The organism is Occultella aeris, from assembly GCF_902703175.1.
Taxonomy (GTDB): Bacteria; Actinomycetota; Actinomycetes; order Actinomycetales; family Beutenbergiaceae; genus Occultella; species Occultella aeris.
On sequence record NZ_CACRYJ010000017.1, the window covers coordinates 13,061 to 30,826 of the forward strand.

Genomic DNA, 17,766 nt, shown 5'->3' on the forward strand with positions numbered 1-17,766 from the left:
GAGTCCGACGACACTCGTGAGAGGCCAGCCGACCGCGGCACCACGACACCGGAGTCATCATGAGCGAACTCGTCGAGTACCCCGTGGGCAGCGACTTCCCCGGACGGATCGGGCGCACGGTATCGGAGTCCAGCCCGGCCTGGCCCGCTCCGGTACGAGCGCGCGAGGGCGCCCCGAACGTGCTCTTCGTCGTGCTCGACGACGTCGGGTACGGCCAGCTCAGCTGCTTCGGCGGCCTCGTGGATACCCCGAACATCGACCGTGTCGCCGCATCCGGCCTGCGCTACGCGAACATGCACACGACCGCCCTGTGCTCACCGACGCGCGCGAGCATCCTCACCGGTCGCAACCACCACTCGAGCGGCGTCGCCTGCATCATGGAGCTGGCCACCGGCTACCCGGGCTACGACGGCCGGATGCCGTTCGAGAACGGCATGCTGGCCGAGATGCTGGTGCCCGAGGGGTACAACGCGTTCTGCCTGGGCAAGTGGCACCTCTCACCCTCGGAGGAGAACACCCCGGCAGGTCCGTTCCACCGCTGGCCGCTGGGACGCGGGTTCGAGCGCTTCTACGGGTTCCTCGGCGGCGAGACGAACCAGTGGTACCCCGATCTCACGCTGGACAACTCCCCGACCCGCGCTCCGAAGAGTCCCGGGGAGGGCTATCACCTGAGCGAGGACCTCGCGGACAGGGCGATCACGTTCGTCGTCGACGCCCACGTCAACGCGCCCGAGAAGCCGTTCTTCATGTACTACGCACCCGGGGCAGCACACGCACCCCACCACGTCCCCGCGGAGTGGGCCGACCGCTACCGGGGCAGGTTCGACGACGGGTGGGACGCCTATCGCGAGACGGTGTTCGCCAACCAGAAGGAGATCGGGCTGGTCCCGCCCGACGCCCCGCTCTCGCCGCGGGACCCGGACGTCCCCGAGTGGTCGACGCTCTCGGCGGATGAGAGGCGCCTCTACGCGCGGATGATGGAGGTGTTCTCGGGGTTCGTCTCCCACGCCGACCACCACCTCGGCCGGATCCTCGACACGCTCGAGCAGATCGGCGAGCTCGACAACACGCTGATCATGATCATCTCCGACAACGGCGCCTCCGCCGAGGGCGGCGTCACGGGTTCGTTCAACGAGATGCGGTTCTTCAACATGGTGCCCGAGAGTTTCGAGGACAACCTCGCGCACATCGAGGACCTCGGCGGCCCGTCGTCCTACAACCACTACGCTTGGGGGTGGGCGTGGGCCGGGGACACACCCTTCCGGCGCTGGAAGCGGGAGACCTACCGGGGCGGCTCGACCGACCCCTTCGTCCTCGCCTGGCCGGCGGGAATGGCGGCCCGAGGCGAGGTCCGGACGCAGTACGCCCACGCGATCGACATGGTGCCCACGGTGCTCGACGCCCTCGGCATCCAACCCCCTGAGACCATCCGCGGCGTGCCACAGAGCGCGCTCGAGGGCGTCAGCTTCGCCCACACCTTCGACGTGTCCGAGGCGCCGTCGGAACACGTCACCCAGTATTTCGAGATGTTCGGCCACCGCTCGATCTACCACGACGGCTGGCGGGCCGTGTGCCCGTGGCCGGGTCCCGACTACACGACGGCGGCGCTCAAGAACCGAACCTTCGGCAGCCCCATCACACCCGAGGTGCTGGAGGAGCTCGACCGCAGCGGCTGGGAGCTCTACCGGATGAGTGACGACCCTGCCGAGTCGCACAACCTCGCCGGAGCGCACCCGGACGTCCTGCGCGACCTCGTCGACCGGTGGTGGGCCGAGGCGGAGAAGTACAAGGTTCTCCCGCTCGACGGCTCGCTGCAGACCCGGCTCACCACGGAGCGCCCGCAGACGTCGAAGCCGCGCAGCCGGTTCGTCTACTACCCGGGCGGGTCGGTGGTGCCCGCGTTCGCGGCACCTCAGGTCTTCAACCGCGCGTACTCGATCGAGGCGGACGTCGAGATCCCGGCAGGTGGCGCCCAGGGCGTGCTCCTGGCCCAGGGCGGCGACGCCGGCGGGTACAGCTTCTACGTCAAGGACGGCCGGCTCACCTTCCTCTACAACTACGTCGGCCTGGACCGGTTCGAGGTCAGGGCACCGGACGGCGCGCTCACCGAGGGCCGCCATCTGCTGCGTTACGAGTTCGAGCCGACCGGCGCTCCGGACATCCCGCACGGCAAGGGGGTACCCGGCCGGGCAGAGCTCTACATCGACGGCACGCTCGTCGGCGCTGCCGAGTTCGCGCATACGACACCGCTGTTCTTCGAGCTCGAGGGCCTGAGTTGCGGCTCCGACTTCGGTGCCCCGGCGGCCGAGTACGACCCTCCGTTCGCGTTCACCGGGACCATCCACCAGGTCACGGTCGATCTCTCCGGCGAGTTGATCGCCGACGACGAGGCCGACCTGCGCGTCCTCATGGCGCGCGACTAGGGCGGACCGGCCGCGAAGTCCACCGTGCGTACGAGCCCCGCCGAGCATGGCGCACGTTCCGGCGGCAGCGGCGCGAGCGGCTCGGCCGAGAGTTGCGACGGCGCGCAGGGCGGCTGATCGAGGAACTGCTCGCCCTGGCCCCGCCGGCCCGGCAGCCGGTCCTGGCCGAGCGGCTCGCCGGGCTGCAGGATTGAGCACACCCAACCGGCGGATGCAATGACGGCAGCAGCCACGGGCCCGGGAGCCGGTCTCATCCATCCCGGGGGATGCCCACCGGGGCCACTGGTGCCACGGTGGGTGCAGAACCTCGACCCGATCACCCACCGCCGGGAGCGACCATGAAACCCCGCGTCCAGTTGCTCGCCTACCGATTCGGCATCCGGACCCCGTTCGAGGGTCAGGTGATCGGCGCCCTGGAACGGCTCGAGGCCGACGGCGCGGTCCGGGTGATCGACGTGCTCCTCGTCGGGCGGGATGCCGACTCCGGCGAGATCTTCGGCACCGCCGCGCACGGCGGGCCCGGAGGGGGCAATCTTGCCCGGCTGCTCACGTTCCGGCTCGATCCCGCCGAGCGACGCCGGGCCAGCCGCGGCGTGCCGGCGGACCTGCTCGACGGGCTTGGAACAACCCTCGACGCCGGGGAGGTCGTGATCGCTGTGCTCGTCGAGCAGGTGTGGGCGCGCCACCTCGAGGACTCGGTGGCGCACTTGGGCGGGACGGTGCTGCCGAGCAGCATCGTCGAGCGGACGGCGCTGGCGGACCTCACTCCAGAGCTCCTCGACCTCGCGGCGCGGCGCACGGACTGAGGTCGTGCGCCGACCACCCCCGTCCCAGGTGGCACGGCCGATCATCCTCCATCCCGGCTGCTGGCCTACAGGCTGCTGTGCAGCACCCGGCCCCCGCCGATGACCAGGTCCCGCGGCGGCGTGCGCACGAGCGCGTCCATCGGGTTCTCCGCGTCCAGCAGGATCAGGTCGGCGCGCGAGCCCGGGACCAGGTCGTGGACGTCGCGTCCCACGAACCGGGCGGCCGCCGACGTCGCGATCCGCACCACCCGGAGCAGGTCCTCGTCGCGCACGATCCCGGCGGCGCGGCCGTACTGCCACGCGATCCCGAGGGTGTCCCCCGTCCCGTAGGGCGACCACAGGTCCCGGATGCCGTCGGTGCCGAAGCCGAACGCGACCCCCGCGTCGTCGAACTCGTGCAGCGGCAGTTGCGGCACCCGCATCGGCGCCACCGTGGTCATGGTGACGTCGAGCTCGGCCATCGCGGCGAGCAGGTCCGCGCGCCGGGACGCCGGCAACTGCGCAATCGCGAACCCGTGCGCCACGTTCACCCGGCCGGCGAGCCCGTACCGCGCGGTCCGCTCCAGGATCAGCTCGAACTGGAACGCGCCGAGCTCGGCCGGGTCGTGCAGGTGGATGTCGATCCCGCAGCCGTGTTCGGCCGCGATCGCGAAGATGCCGTCCAGCTGGCCGACCGGGTCCCGGTCGATGGTGGCCGGGTCGAGGCCACCGATGTACTCCGCGCCCGCCCGTGCCGACTCGGCGAGCAGGTCCAGCACGCCCTCGCGCCGGAGCACGCCGTCCTGCGGGAACGCGACGATCTGCGCCTCGACGGCGCCGTTGAACGAGGCCACGGCCTCCCGGACCACGTCGATCCCCCGCTGCGCGACGCCGAGGTCCACGTCCACGTGCGTGCGCATCACGGTGGTGCCGTGCCGCACGAACTCGCGCAGCACTGCGGTGGTGATCTCCACCCCAGGGATGCCGAGCTCGTCGCGGCGGGCCCGCTCGTGCCGGATCCGGCCGTCCGTGCCGCCCTCGCCGCCGTAGGACTGCCACGGCAGCCCCTGCCACGACTTGTCCACGTGGGCGTGCGTGTTCACGATGCTCGGCAGCGCGAGCCGGCCGCCGCAGTCGATGACGTCACCGTCGGCGGCGGCACCGGCATCCTGCCCGACGGCGGTGGCCGGGTCGTGCGGCGCGATCGCCGTGATCTGGGTGTCGGTGAGGTGGATGTCACTGGGCGGTCCGCCCCACGGGCGGACGTTGCGGATGATGGTCACGGATCCCTTCCCGGGCCGGCGACGACGGCCGGCTCACGCGAACCAGTATCGCGGCGCGCTGTCACGTCCGATCACTGACGGTGTCATCGTTCGGCCCATCCGGCGCATCCGCCGCAGAACCACTCTCTCGCACCGACACCTGGACCCCGAACGTGCCAATCTGCGGCTCACCCGGTGGATGAGCCGCAAGACCGCACGCTCGTCGAGTCAGCCCCGGCCCCGCGGCCCGCTGACGATCACCTCGACGTCGGCGCGCGCCAGCGCCTCCGCCAGCCCCGGGCCGGGCTCGGCGTCGGTGACGAGCGTGTCGATCTCCTCCAGGGAGCAGGTCCGCGCGAAGGCCGCGTGGTCGAACTTGGTGGAGTCCGCCACCACCACCACACGCCGCGCGCTGCTCAGCATGCGGTGGTTCACGTGTGCCTCCGCGTCGTCGGCGGTGGTGGCGCCGCACTGGGCATCGAGCCCGTCCACGCCCACGAACGCAACGTCGATGACGACGTCGGACAGGGTGGCGGCGGCGATCGGCCCGACCAGCTCGAACGTCTGGGAGCGAGCCACTCCCCCGGTCAGCACCAGCTTCACGTGGGATCGGATGGCGAGCTCGTAGGCGATGTTCAGGGCGTTCGTCATGACCGTGACGCCGGTGCCGACCTTCGGCACCAGGTCACCCCGGGACGCCAGGGCTCGGCCCAGCTCTGACGTGGTGGTGCCACCGGTCAGCCCCACGACGTCCCCGGCGCTCACGAGTGCCGCGGCCGTCGCGCCGATGGCCCGTTTGGCGTGGGCGTTCCTCGCGATCCGGTACGCCATCGGGAGTTCGTAGGCACTGGCGACGGCGATGGCACCGCCGTGGGTGCGCGTCACCAGGCCCTGGTCGGTGAGTACCGAGAGGTCGCGGCGAGCGGTCGCCAGCGAGGTCCCGAACAGGTCCGCGATCTCCTCGACGCTGATCCGATCCTGCGTGCTGATGGTCGCGAGGATCTGGTCGAGGCGCTGCTGCTGTCTCACGTCATTCCCTTCGGGCACCCCAGTGCACCCTGCTGATCTCCAGGGTAGGGACCGGAGCGGGCCCGTAGGTGAACAATGGTTGAACGCGCGACGAATGATCGATTGTGACGTTTTGGATGCAAGTCGCGCAGATTCATTCGACATGACCTGCTCGCGGCGCTATCGTGCAAAGGCTTTGCCGGACCGCCAGGGGCGGTCTCCTTGCATGTCCCAAAGGAGCGACTATGAGCACGACCGACCCCGTGGCGCCCCGACGCTACGACTTCACGGTGTCCCCTCGATGACGGCGCAGACCGCCACCCCGATCGCGACGACGCCGAGCCAGCCCCATTCGACGCAGCGCCGTGCGGCCCAGCGCCGCAAGCGGATACGCAACCTGGGCTTCTTCGCCCTGCTGGCCGGGCCGAACATCGCCCTGCTGTTGATCTTCGTGTACCGGCCGCTGCTGCTGAGCTTCTACTACTCGATGCTGCAGTGGAACATGGGCTCGAGCGTGGCGCGGTTCATCGGCTTCGAGAACTACATCCGCTGGTTCACCGACCCGGACACCCCGCAGGTGATGGGCACCACCGCGATCTTCGCCGTGACCACCGTGGGCGGCTCGCTGGTGCTCGGCCTTGGCCTGGCGCTGCTGCTGAACAAGAAGATCTTCGGACGGGGCATCGCCCGCACCGTGGCGTTCGCGCCCTACGTGCTCTCCGGGATCGCCGTCGGCATGCTCTGGCTGTACATCTTCGACCCGCGCTACGGCCTGCTCTCCACACTGCTGAAGGCAGTAGGGCTCAGCTCCCCGCAGTGGTATACCACCTCGCCGTGGGCCCTGATCATGATCATCATCGTCTACCTGTGGAAGCACGTCGGGTACGTCGCGCTGATCTACCTGGCCGGGCTGCAGGGCGTGCCGCAGGACCTGCATGACGCCGCCGCGATCGACGGTGCCGGCAAGACGCGCACGTTCTGGTCGATCGTGCTGCCGCTGCTGGGCCCGGTGACCTTCTTCCTGCTGATCACGACGATCCTGAGCTCGCTGCAGTCCTTCGACCTGATCAAGGCCATGACCGACGGCGGACCGCTCGGCTCGACGACGACGCTCATGTACCAGATCTACGTCGAGGGCTTCCAGACGGGCCGCGCCGGCTTCGCATCGGCCGCCGCAACCATCCTGTTCGTGATCCTGCTGGTGATCACGGGCATCCAGCTGAAGTTCATGGAACGAAAGGTCCACTACGCATGAGCACCACAGTGGACGAACGCGTCGACGCACCCACGCCGGCCGGGACGGACCAGCCCAAGGGCCGCCGTCGACCATTCCGTGCACACCTGGACGCCGGTCTGTACCTGACCCTGATCGCCGCGATCCTGGTCATGTCCGTGCCGTTGATCTGGATGTTCCTCGCCAGCTTCAAGGAGTCCGGCGAGATCTACTCGGTGCCGCTGCAGTGGCTGCCGGAGGCGTTCGAGTGGGCCAACTACGAGCAGGTCGCCACGTCCATCCCGATCGGGCGGATGGCCCTGAACAGTGTCGGACTGACCATCGCCGGCGCCGGGCTGAAGGTCTTCCTCGGCCTGACCTGCGCGTACGCGCTCGTGTTCATCGACGTCCCGTTCAAGAGGGTCGCGTTCGTGGTGGTGATCTTCGCGCTGCTGATCCCGTCCCAGATCACGATCATCCCGAACTACACCCTGATCGCCTCGCTCGGCTGGCTGAACACCTACCAGGGGATCCTGGTGCCGGGGCTGGCGAGTGCGTTCGGCACGTTCCTGTTCCGTCAGCACTTCCGGTCGCTGCCGATCTCGGTGCTCGAGGCGGCGCAGATGGACGGGGCCGGGCACTGGCGCCGGCTCTGGCGGTTCGTGGTGCCGATGTCGATGCCCACGATCGCCGCCGTCGGGCTCATCTCCCTGGTCGCGGAGTGGAACGACTACCTGTGGCCGATGCTCGTCACGGACAACACGGACACGATGACCCTGCCGGTCGGGCTGACGCTGCTGCAGAGCCTCGACGGCCTGCAGAACTGGGGCGTCCTGATGGCCGCCACGGTGGTGGTGACCACGCCGATGCTGCTCATCTTCCTGGTCCTGCAGCGTCGTCTCGTCTCCGGTCTCACCGCGGGCGCCGTCACGGGCTGATCCACCCGCATCCCAAGAACCACGTCTGTTCATCCCCCCACATAGAAGAAGGAAGCGCACCATGACGACGTCACGTCGCACCACACCGCTGTGGACCCCCTCCCGCCGTAGCCTGCTCCAGCTCAGCGGCCTCGGTGCCGCCGGCGGGCTGCTCGCCGCCTGCAGCGGCCCGTCCGTCGGCGGCGGCGGCGGCGAGGAGGAGGGCGAGGCGACCGACTGGGCCTCCATCGAGCCGGCCACGGAGATCACCTGGTGGTCCAACCACCCGGGGAACACCAAGGAGCTCGAGGAGTCCTACATCGCGGCGTTCAACGAGGAATACCCGGACATCAAGATCAACCACGTCACCGCCGGCGCGAACTACGACGAGATCGCGCAGCGGTTCCAGGCGGCCTCCGGCACCGACGACCTGCCGGACCTGGTCATCGCCTCGGACGTGTGGTGGTTCCGGTATTACGTCAACGGCCAGATCATGGCCATCGATGATGTCTTCGCTCACCTCGAGGTGGACACCGACGACTACGTCGAGACGCTCTACAGCGACTACGAGTACGAGGACAAGCACTACGCGGCCCCGTACGCGCGCTCCACCCCACTCTTCTACTACAACAAGGACATCTGGGCGGCCGCGGGCCTGCCGGACCGCGGCCCCGAGACCTGGGCCGAGCTCCAGGAGTGGGCGCCCGCGCTGCAGGCCCAGGTCCCGGCGGACGGCCAGGCCCTCGGCCTCGGCATCGGCCCGTCCTGGGCCGGCTGGTGGTTCTCCAACGTCATCTGGGGCCTCGGCGGCAACATGAGCGACGACTGGACGGTCACCCTTGACACCGAGGAGGCCCTGACCGCCGGCGCGTTCGTGCGGGACATGTACAACGGTGAGACCGCGTTCGCGGGTCTCGGCTCGGACACGAACGCGGACTTCCAGGCCGGCATCTTCGCCTGCCTGATCGGGTCCACCGGCTCCCTGAAGGGCCACCTGGACGCGGCCCCGTTCGAGCTCGGCACCTCATTCCTGCCGAACGGCCCGGTGGACGCCCCGAACGTGCCCACCGGCGGCGCCGGGTTGGCCATCCCGTCCTCACGTACCCCCGAGCAGCAGCTCGCCGCGGCGATGTTCCTGAAGTTCCTCACCGAGACCGACAACACCGCCCTGTTCTCGCAGTCCACCGGGTACATGCCGGTGCGTACCTCCGCGGTCGAGGGCGACATCATGGCCGCCGTTTACGAGGAGACCCCGCAGTTCCGCACGTCCGTGGACCAGCTGCAGCAGAAGACGCGGGTCCAGGACTGGGTCCGCGTGTTCACGCCGGGCGGTGACCAGATCATCACCGACGGCATCGAGGAGCTCGTCCTGGCCGGCGCCAACCCCGAGGACGTGTTCCCGGACGTCTCCTCCAAGTTGGACGTGGCCTTCGAGGACAACGTGGAGCCTTACCTGTGAGTCGCCCCGGCGGTCATGGCCCGCTGGTGATCGCCCATCGCGGCAACACCGCGATGGCGCCACCGAACACCCTGCCCGCGGTGGAGGGTGCCTGGCGGGCCGGGGCCGACCTCGTCGAGATCGACGTGCGGCTCAGCCGTGACGAGGTCGGCGTGGTGATCCACGACGAGACCGTGGACGCCACCACGGACGGAGGAGGCCCGGTGGCCGGTCTGCTCGCCGAGCAGGCCGCGGCGCTCGACGGCGGAGCGTGGTTCTCGCCGACGTTCGCCTCCCATCGGGTTCCGTTGCTCGCCGACGTGGCCGCGTTCGTGGCCGCCCATCCCGGCACCGACCTGCTCATGGAGCTCAAGGGCGACTACACCCCGGCGCAGGCCGCCGGGATCGTCGGCGTGCTCACCGACGCCGGGATCGCCGATCGCACGATCGCGCAGACGTTCTGGCCGCAGACGCTCCGCTCGCTCGCGGAGGCGGCCCCGGACCTGCGCCGGGACCTGCTCATCTCGAAGGAGGCTGCGTCGAACCCCGAGCTCCTGGCGTTCTGCGCGGAGCTGGGCGTGGCCGGGTGCAACCCGAGCCACGAGGTGCTGCTCGCCGACCCAGGCCTGGTCGGCCGGATCCACGACGCCGGGATGAGCGTGTTCGTGTGGACGCTGAACGACGTCGACTCGTGGGCGCGGGCCCTGGAATGGGGCGTGGACGGCATCATCACCGACCGCCCCGACCGGCTGTTGGGCTGGCTCAGCGCGAGCCGACCGGTGCGCGAGGCACCCGCGGTGGTCTGAGCCCGTCGGGCCCCTTGGCCCGGACGACGAGAGTGTCATCGTGCGGCTCGTCCAGCGTATGAGCCGCACGATGACACCTTCGACGAGCGCCGCGCCGTGCCGTGGGCGGCTCGACGGGCGTCTATACGGACCCGGCCGAGATCTGGGAGATCCGCATCCAGGGCCGCTGGGCATTTGCCGCCTGTCGACGGGCGCGGGCGCCCGATTTGGACGCCGGAGGTCTCCCCCACCCATACTTCGTCCTGTGATGACAAAGAACAGGTCCTCGGCGCTCGTGGTGGCACTGATGGTGGTGGCGCTGTCGGTGGTCGGGATGCCGGCGGCGCAGGCCAAGGGCGGTGCGATCGGCGGCGCGGGCAGCGACTACTACCTCTCCGACAGCTTCTCCGCGACGGCGAACCGCCAGTTCTCCTACGGCAGCGCCCTGGACGAGGTGTTCGTGGGTGACTGGAACGGCGACGGAATCGACACGCTGGCCTACCGGACCGGCAACACCTTCTCCGTCCGGAACTCGAACACCACCGGTGGCGCACAGGTCACCTTCACCTACGGGCGCCCCGGCGACGTGGTCCTCGTCGGCGACTGGAACGGCGACGGAATCGACACCCTCGCCGTGCGCCGCGGACACGAGTACCACATCAAGAACAGCCTCACCGGCGGCGCCGCCGACGCCGTGATCTTCTACGGCCGCCCCGGCGACGTCGTGCTCGTCGGCGACTGGAACGGCGACGGAATCGACACCCTCGCCGTGCGCCGGGGCAACGCCTACCACGTCAAGAACACGATCGCCGGTGGCAATGCCGACTCGATCGCCTACTACGGCCGCGCCGACGACGACGTGTACGTGGGCGACTGGGACGGCAACCGCACCGACACCTTCGCCGTGCGCCGCTCGAACCTGTACTTCATCGCCAACACCATCCGCTCGGGTCCCGCCGACCGCTCCCTCGCCTACGGCCGGGTCAGCGACACCACGCTGGTCGGCGACTGGAACGGCGATGGTGTCGACTCCCTCGGCGTGCGCCGGTTCATCGAGTACACCGGCGAGATGCACCGGATCGCCGCGTCCTACGTCACCCCGGCGCCGAGCGCCGCCGGCGCCCGGGCCCTGCAGTGGGCACGCACCCAGTTGGGTGTCCCCTATGTTTGGGGTGGCGCCGGCCCGGCCGACGGCGGGTACGACTGTTCGGGCCTGACCATGCGGGCGTTCGAGCAGGCCGGCGTGCGGCTGCCCAGGACCACCAGGGCCCAGTGGGATGCCACCCGACGCGTGGCGCTCGAGGACCTCCAGGTCGGCGACCTGCTCTTCTGGTCGAGCAACGGCCAACCGTCCGGGATCTACCACATGGCGATCTACTCCGGTTCGAACATGCGCGTACAGGCGCCATCCCCGGGTCGCCGGGTCGAGGAGGTCCCGGTGTACCCGGTGAACATGCTGCCGTTCGGCGGCCGCGCGGGCTGAGCCGGCGACTTCGCGCAGCCTTGAGCAGGACCGTCACTGGTGGGGGACCGGAATGCCTGCGGAGCGCAGCTTGGCCTCGGTGAGCGCGGTCAGCCGGGCAGAGTTCGACGCCTGGTCCTCCCCGTGGTGGTTGACCAGGCCGTACCTGGTGGAGTCCGCCCAGGGTTGCGGACCGGCGGGAATCTCCAGCAGCGCGGGGTTGGCGAGGTAGCGGTCGGCCATGGCGGAGGCGAGTTCCTCGAGGCGGGGGTCGTCCGGCTCCCACGCCTCTGCCTCCAGGGCGCGCTTGGTCAGGTCGACGTACTCGGGGTCATCGAGCAACGTCTCGAACGGCGTCAGGAAAGCCTCGAACACGTCCGGCATCAGCGCCCGGGCCAGCACCAGGGCCTCCCGCTGGGCGGCCACATAGTCAGGACCGAAGCCGAGAGCGCGCATCCGGTCCAGGACTGCGCAGGCACGGTCCGGCAGCAGGGCCCGGTCACCGTCGGCGAGCCGGTACAGGGTGTCGCGGCGCGCCACCAGGTCCGCGATCCGATCGGTCAGCCGGCGTTCCACATCGGCCAGGGCTGCGGCGAACCGCTCAGCGTCTGCGTCGATCGGGGAGCCGATCTCGGCCAGCGGGACGCCCGCGGCGGCCATGGTCCGCACCTGGACCAGCCGCAGCAGCTCGGTCGAGCCGTACCGCCGGTACCCGGAGCTGTCGCGTCCGGGTTCGTCGACGAGCCCGTGCCGGTGGTAGTGCCGCACGGTCTTCACCGTGACGCCGGCGAACGCTGCCGCCTGTCCGATCGTGAGTCCACTGGTCATGCCCTCAATGATCCCGCCGGTCGAGGGCGGCGACCTCCCGCACGGCCGCGGCCACGGCCGGGGAATCCTTGCGCAGGATGCTCCCGTGATTGCTGGTCACCTTCGCGCTCACCTTCAGCTGCGGGTTGCGGCCCAGCACCGGGTCGATGGCCTTGCGCATCTGTTCCTGCAGGTCGTCGCGGCTGCCCAGCGCCTCTCCGGAGGCGACGACGTACCGGACCGGCACCGTCATGCCGTCGAGAACCGGTTCGAGAGCTGCGTGGAGCTGGTGGGACTCGATGGCCAGCTCAGCATGCAGCTCCGCGGAGAACCGCGCCGCCAGGCCCAGCGGGCGCACCAGCGGCATCATCGGCTTCATCCGCCGGAACACCTTCCGGATCTCGTCGTGGCCGGCCTCGTCGGTCCAGCCGACCGGGTACGGGCCGTCGACTCCGACGACGCCAATGGCGCGGTCCGGGTTCCGGCTCGCCCAGTGCACCCCCAGCAGGGCCCCGTAGGACCAGCCCACCAGCAGCGCCCGCTCCACCCCCCGCGCGTCGAGGACGGCATCGATGTCACGGACGCACGCCTCGAACGAGTAGTCCGCCGATCTCTTCGATCGCCCGCGGGCCCGTTCGTCGAAGGTGATGTGCCGCAGGCCCGGCCCGAGGTCGGCGACGACGCGGCGCCAGTGCCGCTGGGAGGCGTACGCGCCGTTGAGGTAGACCACGGGGATGCCGGGACCGCCGGTGTCGGTGACGGCCAGGGCCGTGTCCTCGACCGGCACCATACCGGTCCAGGTCGAACGTGCCGATTCGCTGGTTTCTGAGGTGTGTGTGGTGTTCATGCCGTCAGCGTGCACCCTGACCTTAGGTCAAGGTCAACACCGCGGTGCCGATCGAATCCGGCATGGGTCCGGCGGTGGACGTCGTCCTCCGGAGGGACGACGCGTCCCCTGCACCGATATCGCCTGCCGGGAGGTCGAGGCAACTGCGGCGGTGTCCGTAGCGTCGTTGACGGATGGGCCAAGCGGGTCCGATCCGTCGACGACAGGAGTGCAGATGATCGAGGTGGCGTCGCTGACGAAGCGCTACGGGACCACCACGGCCGTGGACGGGCTGACCTTCACGGCGCGTTCGGGGACCGTGACCGGCTTCCTCGGCCCGAACGGTGCCGGGAAGTCGACCACCATGCGGGTCGTCGTAGGGCTCGAGCGTCCGACCTCGGGCACCGCGACGGTGGACGGCCGGCACTACGCCGATCTGGCCGCACCGCTGCACGCCGTCGGTGTCATGCTCGACGCCCGCTCCGTGCATCCGGGGCGGACGGCCTTCCGGCACCTGCTTGCGCAGGCCCAAACCCACGGCATCTCCCGCAACCGTGTCCACGAGGTGATCGGAATGACCGGACTGGAGTCCGTGGCGGGCCGGCGGGCCGGGACCTTCTCGCTCGGCATGGGGCAGCGGCTCGGGATCGCCGGTGCGCTGCTCGGCGATCCGGGAACGCTGATCCTCGACGAGCCGGTGAACGGGCTCGACCCCGACGGCGTCCTCTGGGTCCGCCGGCTCGTGCGCGAGCTCGCGGACGAGGGGCGGACCGTCCTGCTCTCCTCCCACCTCATGCACGAGCTCGCCCTGTGCGCCGACCGGGTCGTCATCATCGGGAAGGGCCGACTGCTCGCCGACGCCTCGGTCCAGGAGATCATCGACGGTTCCGCGGGTGCGGCCTCGCTCGAGGACGCCTACCTGCAACTCACCGCCGACTCCGTGCAGTACCGCGGCCGCAGCGCCGAGGACTCCGCGACGCTCCCGAGCACTGGGAGCACCCGATGAGCGCCCCCGCAGCATCCTCCTCCACACAGGTTGCCTCTCGTCGGCCCACGGCCGGGCGCGGGCCGACCTTCGGCCGCGTCCTCGCCTCGGAGTGGACCAAGCTGACGAGCCTGCGGTCCTCGTACCTGCTCGGCGCCGTCGCGGTCGTGGTCTCCGGGGCCCTCACCTACCTGTCGGCGAACGCGTCATCGGTGGACCCGGGATTCGACCCGCTCGGCTCCCTCACCTCCGGCCTGGTGCTCGCGCCGCTGGGGCTCATGATCCTCGGGGTCCTCGTGGGGACGGGAGAGTTCAGCACCGGCACCTTCCGCTCCACCTTCACGGCGGTCCCCCGGCGGCTGCCGGTCCTCGCCGCGCAGGTCGTGGCCACGGCCGGGTTCGCGCTCGTGACAGCACTCGTCGCCGTCGGCGCCGCCGTGCTCGGCATCGTGCCTGCCGCGAGTTCGCGAGGGCTCGCCGTGGACCTGACGGGCGACGGGACCCCGCTGGTCCTCGCCGGGATGACGCTCTACCTCGTCGGCATGGCGCTGTTCGGACTGGCTGTCGGGGCGCTCCTGCGCCACTCCGCCCGCGCCGTCGTCACCGCCATCGCCGTGACCCTGGTGCTGCCGATCGTGCTGATGCTCGCAACCGACCTCTCGACCGACCCGATGGCCCCGGTCGAGTCGGGCCCGCCGCCTGCCGCGGCCGTGGTCAACACCATCGTCACGCTGCTACCCAGCGGCGCCGGATCGCTCCTGACCACCCCGGACATCGGTGCCGTCGAAGGCGCTCCGGACCTGGGTCCATGGGGCGGGGGCGCCGTCCTCGGCGCCTGGATCCTGGTACCGCTCGCCGGGGCCGCGGTCCGGCTGCGTACCCGGGACGCGACATGACGGTGGCGGCGCCGACGCGGCCCGGGGTCACGTTCGCCCGGGTCCTGACCGCGGAGTGGACCAAGGTCCTCAGCGTGCACTCGACCCTCTGGACCGTGGTCGGCACCATCCTGGCGGCGGCCTCGCTCGCGTTCGCGCTGGGCCTGTTCGTCCGGCCGGGCTCCGGCCAGTCCGGTGCCTCGCTCATCGTCTCCGGGTACCTGCTCGCCCAGCTCGGGACGCTGGTCCTGGGTGTGTTGGTGGGGACCGGCGAGTACAGCGTCGGCACGTTCCGGGTCACCTTCACCGCCGTGCCCCGGCGCCTGCCGGTACTCCTGGCGCAGGCGCTGATCACGGTGGTGGTCGCGTTCGTGACCGCGGTCGGCGCCCTCCTCGCCTCGTTCCTGGTGACGATCGCTCACCGTGACGCCGGTGGGCTCACGGTCGACCTCACCGACGCTCAGACCGTTCGCGTCCTGGTGGGCTACGTGTGCTTCCTGGTCGGTGTCGCCCTGGTCGGGCTGGGCGTCGGGGCCCTGCTGCGCCGTCCGACGGCGGCGCTCGTCACGGGCGTGCTGGTGCTGGTCGTCTTCGATCACCTGCTCGCGGTGAACCCGGGACGCGTGACCGACACGATCCGCGCCCTGCTGCCGGGTGCCGGAGCACGCCTGACCATGGACGACGCCGCCCTCACCGCCCTGGACGCGACGACCCTGGGGCCGCAGCTCGGCCCGTGGGGCGGCGGGGTCGTCCTCGTGCTCTGGGTCGCCGGCCTGCTCATCGCCGCGGGCTATCGGCTCCGCCGCCACGACCTTGCCTGAGCGTCGAGTGGGCCCGCAGGACCCGAGGCGCCGGCGAAACAATGGGAGAGTGACCACGTGAGGACGTCGCGGGTCGACCCACGCTCCGAGCGTGCAGCGGGCTCAGCACTGCCGTTGACCGAGACGCAGGTCCAGCGGCGCGGGCCGGTCGGGCGCGTGTTCGCCGCGCACCCCCGGATCGCCGACGTCTGCCTCGTCGTGTCCGTGCTCCTGCTCGGGACCGTCACGGCGCTGCTGGTGGCGCTGACCATCCAGGGGGCGACGGGCCTGGGCATGTACCTGCCGGACGCGCACGTGGCCTGGCTGGTCCCGGCGGGCACGTTCGCTGGTGCCGTTCAAGGCGCCGCACTACTGATCGCCCGGCGAGCACGGCCGCTGACCATCACGGTGGCGTTGACCATGGTGGCCGTCGTCTCACTCGTCACGGTCGGTGTCCTGGGCGTTCTGGGCGTGTGCCTGGCGTGCGCGCTCCACAACGTCGCGCTGCGACACTCGGCTCGAACCACCTGGCTCACCTGTGCGGCCGTGTTCGTCACGGTCGCGCTTGCGCTGCTGTGGTGGCAGGACATCGGGCTGGCCGAGATCCTCCTCTGGAGCGACCCGATCGTGATACCGGACGGTGACCCGGGTCGTCAGCTCACCGAACCGCCGTACTCCGCGGGCCGCCGGTCGGCGTCAATCTCCCTGCTCCTCGCGCTCCTGCTGCTGGGGGTGGCGACCGGCTCGGCGGCGCGGGCCCGCCGCGCGCACGCCCAGGGCCTCGTCGAACGGTACGAGGCGATGGCCCGGGACCGGGACAACAGTGCCGCGCTCGCCCGCGCCTCCGAGCGCGCGCGCATCGCCCGGGAGATGCACGACGTCGTCGCGCACAGCGTCTCGGTGATGGTCGCACTGTCCGACGGTGCGGGCGCCGCGCTCGACCGTGCCCCGGACAGCTCGCGGGAGGCCCTGCGTGAACTCTCGAACACCGGCCGCACGGCCCTGTCGGACATGCAGCGCGTCCTCGGCGCCCTCGACCCCGACAGCGCCGGCGGCGCCGACGGCAGCGACGACCGACCTGCGCCCGTCGAGACCGACCTGGCCACCGCCGTCGAGCGCTTCCGCGTGGCCGGGCTGCCCGTGACCGCGACCGGACTCGACAGCCCTCTGCCCGAGGACACGTCGTTGCGGCTGGCGGTGGTGCGCATCGTCACCGAGAGCCTGACGAACGTGCTCCGGCACGCCCCGGGCGCCTCGTCGGTCCGGGTCTCGGTCCGGCGCAGCGGCTCGGCGGTCGAGGTGGAGGTGCTCGACTCCGGTGGCACCCGGCCGGGCACCGGCGGTGGGACCGGCCGGGGCATCGTCGGCATCCGCGAGCGCGCCGCGCTTCTCGGCGGCCGGGCCGAGGTCGGCCCGCTGCCGGACGGCGGCTGGCGCGTGCACGTCGTGCTGCCGTGGGACCGGGCCGACGAGGTCATCCGATGACGACCGTGTTGCTCGTCGACGATCAGGCCCTGCTACGGATGGGCTTCCGCCTCGTGATCGAGACCGAGCCCGACCTCGAGGTGGTCGGCGAGGCATCGGACGGCCTGGCTGCCCTCGAGCAGGTCGCGGCCCTCGCGCCCGACGTCGTGCTGATGGACATCCGGATGCCGGGCATGGACGGCATCGAGGCCACCCGCCGGCTCGCCGTGGAGCACCCGTCGACGCAGGTGCTCGTGCTGACCACGTTCGACGTCGACGAGTTGGCGTTCGCGGCGCTGCGGTCGGGTGCCAGCGGCTTCCTGCTGAAGAACGCCCGGCCGGACGAACTCGTCGAGGGGATCCGCACGGTGGCGTCGGGGAGCTCGGTCGTCGCCCCGCGGGTCCTGCGTCGCATGCTCGACCTGTTCGCCGCGCACCTGCCGGCCGGCGCTGACGCGAAGCGTGCCGACGGCGAGCTCGATCCGCGTCTGCGCGAACTCACCCCACGCGAGCTCGACGTGCTGGGCTGCGTGGCGGAAGGACTGTCCAACGCCGAGATCGCCGAGCGGTTCGAGCTGTCGACCACCACGGTGAAGACGCACGTCGGACGGATCCTGGCAAAGCTCGGGGTTCGTGACCGGGTGCAGGCCGTGATCGCGGCCTACCAGTTCGGGCTGGTGGGCAGATCGAACTCTTGAGCGTGGTGCCGTCGAAGG

The 17,766-nt window shown here is 70.7% G+C and carries 16 protein-coding genes; 12 read left to right on the forward strand and 4 right to left on the reverse strand.

Annotated features, from left to right (window positions below):
- Positions 1 to 59: 59 nt before the first annotated feature.
- Both HALOF300_RS05775 and HALOF300_RS05780 read left to right on the forward strand, forming a co-directional pair.
- The gene (locus HALOF300_RS05775; RefSeq protein ID WP_156740002.1) at positions 60 to 2,423 is read left to right on the forward strand and encodes an arylsulfatase; all 2,364 of its coding nucleotides are present in this window, start codon (positions 60 to 62) and stop codon (positions 2,421 to 2,423) included.
- A gap of 338 nt (positions 2,424 to 2,761) precedes the next feature.
- Entirely contained in the window at positions 2,762 to 3,229 is a 468-nt protein-coding gene (locus HALOF300_RS05780; RefSeq protein WP_156740003.1) for a hypothetical protein, read from the forward strand.
- A gap of 65 nt (positions 3,230 to 3,294) precedes the next feature.
- Here HALOF300_RS05780 and HALOF300_RS05785 read toward each other — a convergent pair whose 3' ends face one another.
- Positions 3,295 to 4,491 (reverse strand): amidohydrolase family protein, encoded by a 1,197-nt coding sequence (locus HALOF300_RS05785; RefSeq protein ID WP_156740004.1) that lies wholly within the window; start codon positions 4,489 to 4,491, stop codon positions 3,295 to 3,297.
- Positions 4,492 to 4,698: 207 nt separating this feature from the next.
- Positions 4,699 to 5,499, reverse strand: coding sequence for a DeoR/GlpR family DNA-binding transcription regulator (locus HALOF300_RS05790; protein ID WP_156740005.1), 801 nt, complete (start codon positions 5,497 to 5,499; stop codon positions 4,699 to 4,701).
- A gap of 280 nt (positions 5,500 to 5,779) precedes the next feature.
- Here HALOF300_RS05790 and HALOF300_RS05795 point away from each other — a divergent pair, with 280 nt between their 5' ends.
- The 5 genes from HALOF300_RS05795 to HALOF300_RS05815 all read left to right on the forward strand — a co-directional run bounded on the left by HALOF300_RS05795 (position 5,780) and on the right by HALOF300_RS05815 (position 11,314).
- Positions 5,780 to 6,733: a carbohydrate ABC transporter permease gene (locus HALOF300_RS05795; protein WP_156740006.1), complete on the forward strand. Its 954-nt coding sequence runs from the start codon at positions 5,780 to 5,782 to the stop codon at positions 6,731 to 6,733.
- Positions 6,730 to 7,629, forward strand: coding sequence for a carbohydrate ABC transporter permease (locus HALOF300_RS05800; RefSeq protein ID WP_156740007.1), 900 nt, complete (start codon positions 6,730 to 6,732; stop codon positions 7,627 to 7,629). The genes HALOF300_RS05795 and HALOF300_RS05800 overlap by 4 nt, the downstream gene beginning before the upstream one ends.
- Positions 7,630 to 7,690: 61 nt before the next feature.
- Positions 7,691 to 9,067, forward strand: coding sequence for an ABC transporter substrate-binding protein (locus tag HALOF300_RS05805; protein WP_156740008.1), 1,377 nt, complete (start codon positions 7,691 to 7,693; stop codon positions 9,065 to 9,067).
- A complete protein-coding gene (locus HALOF300_RS05810; protein ID WP_231955077.1) occupies positions 9,064 to 9,852 on the forward strand; it encodes a glycerophosphodiester phosphodiesterase in 789 nt (262 codons plus the stop codon). The genes HALOF300_RS05805 and HALOF300_RS05810 overlap by 4 nt, the downstream gene beginning before the upstream one ends.
- Positions 9,853 to 10,099: 247 nt before the next feature.
- Entirely contained in the window at positions 10,100 to 11,314 is a 1,215-nt protein-coding gene (locus HALOF300_RS05815) for a C40 family peptidase (RefSeq protein ID WP_156740009.1), read from the forward strand.
- Between the two features lie 33 nt (positions 11,315 to 11,347).
- Here the strand turns inward: HALOF300_RS05815 and HALOF300_RS05820 are convergent, their stop codons facing one another.
- Complete coding sequence (locus HALOF300_RS05820; RefSeq protein WP_156740010.1) at positions 11,348 to 12,121, reverse strand: MerR family transcriptional regulator; 774 nt, start codon at positions 12,119 to 12,121, stop codon at positions 11,348 to 11,350.
- 4 nt (positions 12,122 to 12,125) lie between these two features.
- Positions 12,126 to 12,947: an alpha/beta fold hydrolase gene (locus tag HALOF300_RS05825; RefSeq protein WP_231955079.1), complete on the reverse strand. Its 822-nt coding sequence runs from the start codon at positions 12,945 to 12,947 to the stop codon at positions 12,126 to 12,128.
- Between the two features lie 214 nt (positions 12,948 to 13,161).
- Between HALOF300_RS05825 and HALOF300_RS05830 the strand changes: the two genes are divergently transcribed.
- From HALOF300_RS05830 to HALOF300_RS05850, 5 genes are read left to right on the forward strand one after another with little or no spacing between them, the layout of a single operon-like run.
- Positions 13,162 to 13,932, forward strand: a complete 771-nt coding sequence (locus HALOF300_RS05830) for an ABC transporter ATP-binding protein (protein WP_156740011.1) — start codon at positions 13,162 to 13,164, stop codon at positions 13,930 to 13,932.
- Complete coding sequence (locus HALOF300_RS05835; protein ID WP_156740012.1) at positions 13,929 to 14,807, forward strand: ABC transporter permease; 879 nt, start codon at positions 13,929 to 13,931, stop codon at positions 14,805 to 14,807. Before HALOF300_RS05830 ends, HALOF300_RS05835 begins: the two co-directional genes overlap by 4 nt.
- Entirely contained in the window at positions 14,804 to 15,607 is an 804-nt protein-coding gene (locus HALOF300_RS05840) for a hypothetical protein (protein ID WP_156740013.1), read from the forward strand. Before HALOF300_RS05835 ends, HALOF300_RS05840 begins: the two co-directional genes overlap by 4 nt.
- 57 nt (positions 15,608 to 15,664) lie before the next feature.
- Positions 15,665 to 17,071 (forward strand): sensor histidine kinase, encoded by a 1,407-nt coding sequence (locus tag HALOF300_RS05845; RefSeq protein ID WP_156740014.1) that lies wholly within the window; start codon positions 15,665 to 15,667, stop codon positions 17,069 to 17,071.
- Positions 17,068 to 17,748 carry a response regulator transcription factor gene (locus tag HALOF300_RS05850; RefSeq protein WP_156740015.1) on the forward strand — a complete coding sequence of 227 codons (681 nt, stop codon included), beginning with the start codon at positions 17,068 to 17,070 and terminating at the stop codon, positions 17,746 to 17,748. The genes HALOF300_RS05845 and HALOF300_RS05850 overlap by 4 nt, the downstream gene beginning before the upstream one ends.
- Positions 17,749 to 17,766 lie beyond the last annotated feature (18 nt).

Excerpts from the sequence above, each read along its gene's own strand:
- HALOF300_RS05775 (WP_156740002.1), top strand. The coding sequence starts at position 60 with ATGAGCGAACTCGTCGAGTACCCCGTGGGCAGCGACTTCCCCGGACGG.
- HALOF300_RS05780 (WP_156740003.1), top strand. The coding sequence starts at position 2,762 with ATGAAACCCCGCGTCCAGTTGCTCGCCTACCGATTCGGCATCCGGACC.
- HALOF300_RS05795 (WP_156740006.1), top strand. The coding sequence starts at position 5,780 with ATGACGGCGCAGACCGCCACCCCGATCGCGACGACGCCGAGCCAGCCC.
- HALOF300_RS05800 (WP_156740007.1), top strand. The coding sequence starts at position 6,730 with ATGAGCACCACAGTGGACGAACGCGTCGACGCACCCACGCCGGCCGGG.
- HALOF300_RS05805 (WP_156740008.1), top strand. The coding sequence starts at position 7,691 with ATGACGACGTCACGTCGCACCACACCGCTGTGGACCCCCTCCCGCCGT.
- HALOF300_RS05815 (WP_156740009.1), top strand. The coding sequence starts at position 10,100 with ATGACAAAGAACAGGTCCTCGGCGCTCGTGGTGGCACTGATGGTGGTG.
- HALOF300_RS05820 (WP_156740010.1), bottom strand. The coding sequence starts at position 12,121 with ATGACCAGTGGACTCACGATCGGACAGGCGGCAGCGTTCGCCGGCGTC.
- HALOF300_RS05825 (WP_231955079.1), bottom strand. The coding sequence starts at position 12,947 with ATGAACACCACACACACCTCAGAAACCAGCGAATCGGCACGTTCGACC.
- HALOF300_RS05830 (WP_156740011.1), top strand. The coding sequence starts at position 13,162 with ATGATCGAGGTGGCGTCGCTGACGAAGCGCTACGGGACCACCACGGCC.
- HALOF300_RS05835 (WP_156740012.1), top strand. The coding sequence starts at position 13,929 with ATGAGCGCCCCCGCAGCATCCTCCTCCACACAGGTTGCCTCTCGTCGG.
- HALOF300_RS05840 (WP_156740013.1), top strand. The coding sequence starts at position 14,804 with ATGACGGTGGCGGCGCCGACGCGGCCCGGGGTCACGTTCGCCCGGGTC.
- HALOF300_RS05850 (WP_156740015.1), top strand. The coding sequence starts at position 17,068 with ATGACGACCGTGTTGCTCGTCGACGATCAGGCCCTGCTACGGATGGGC.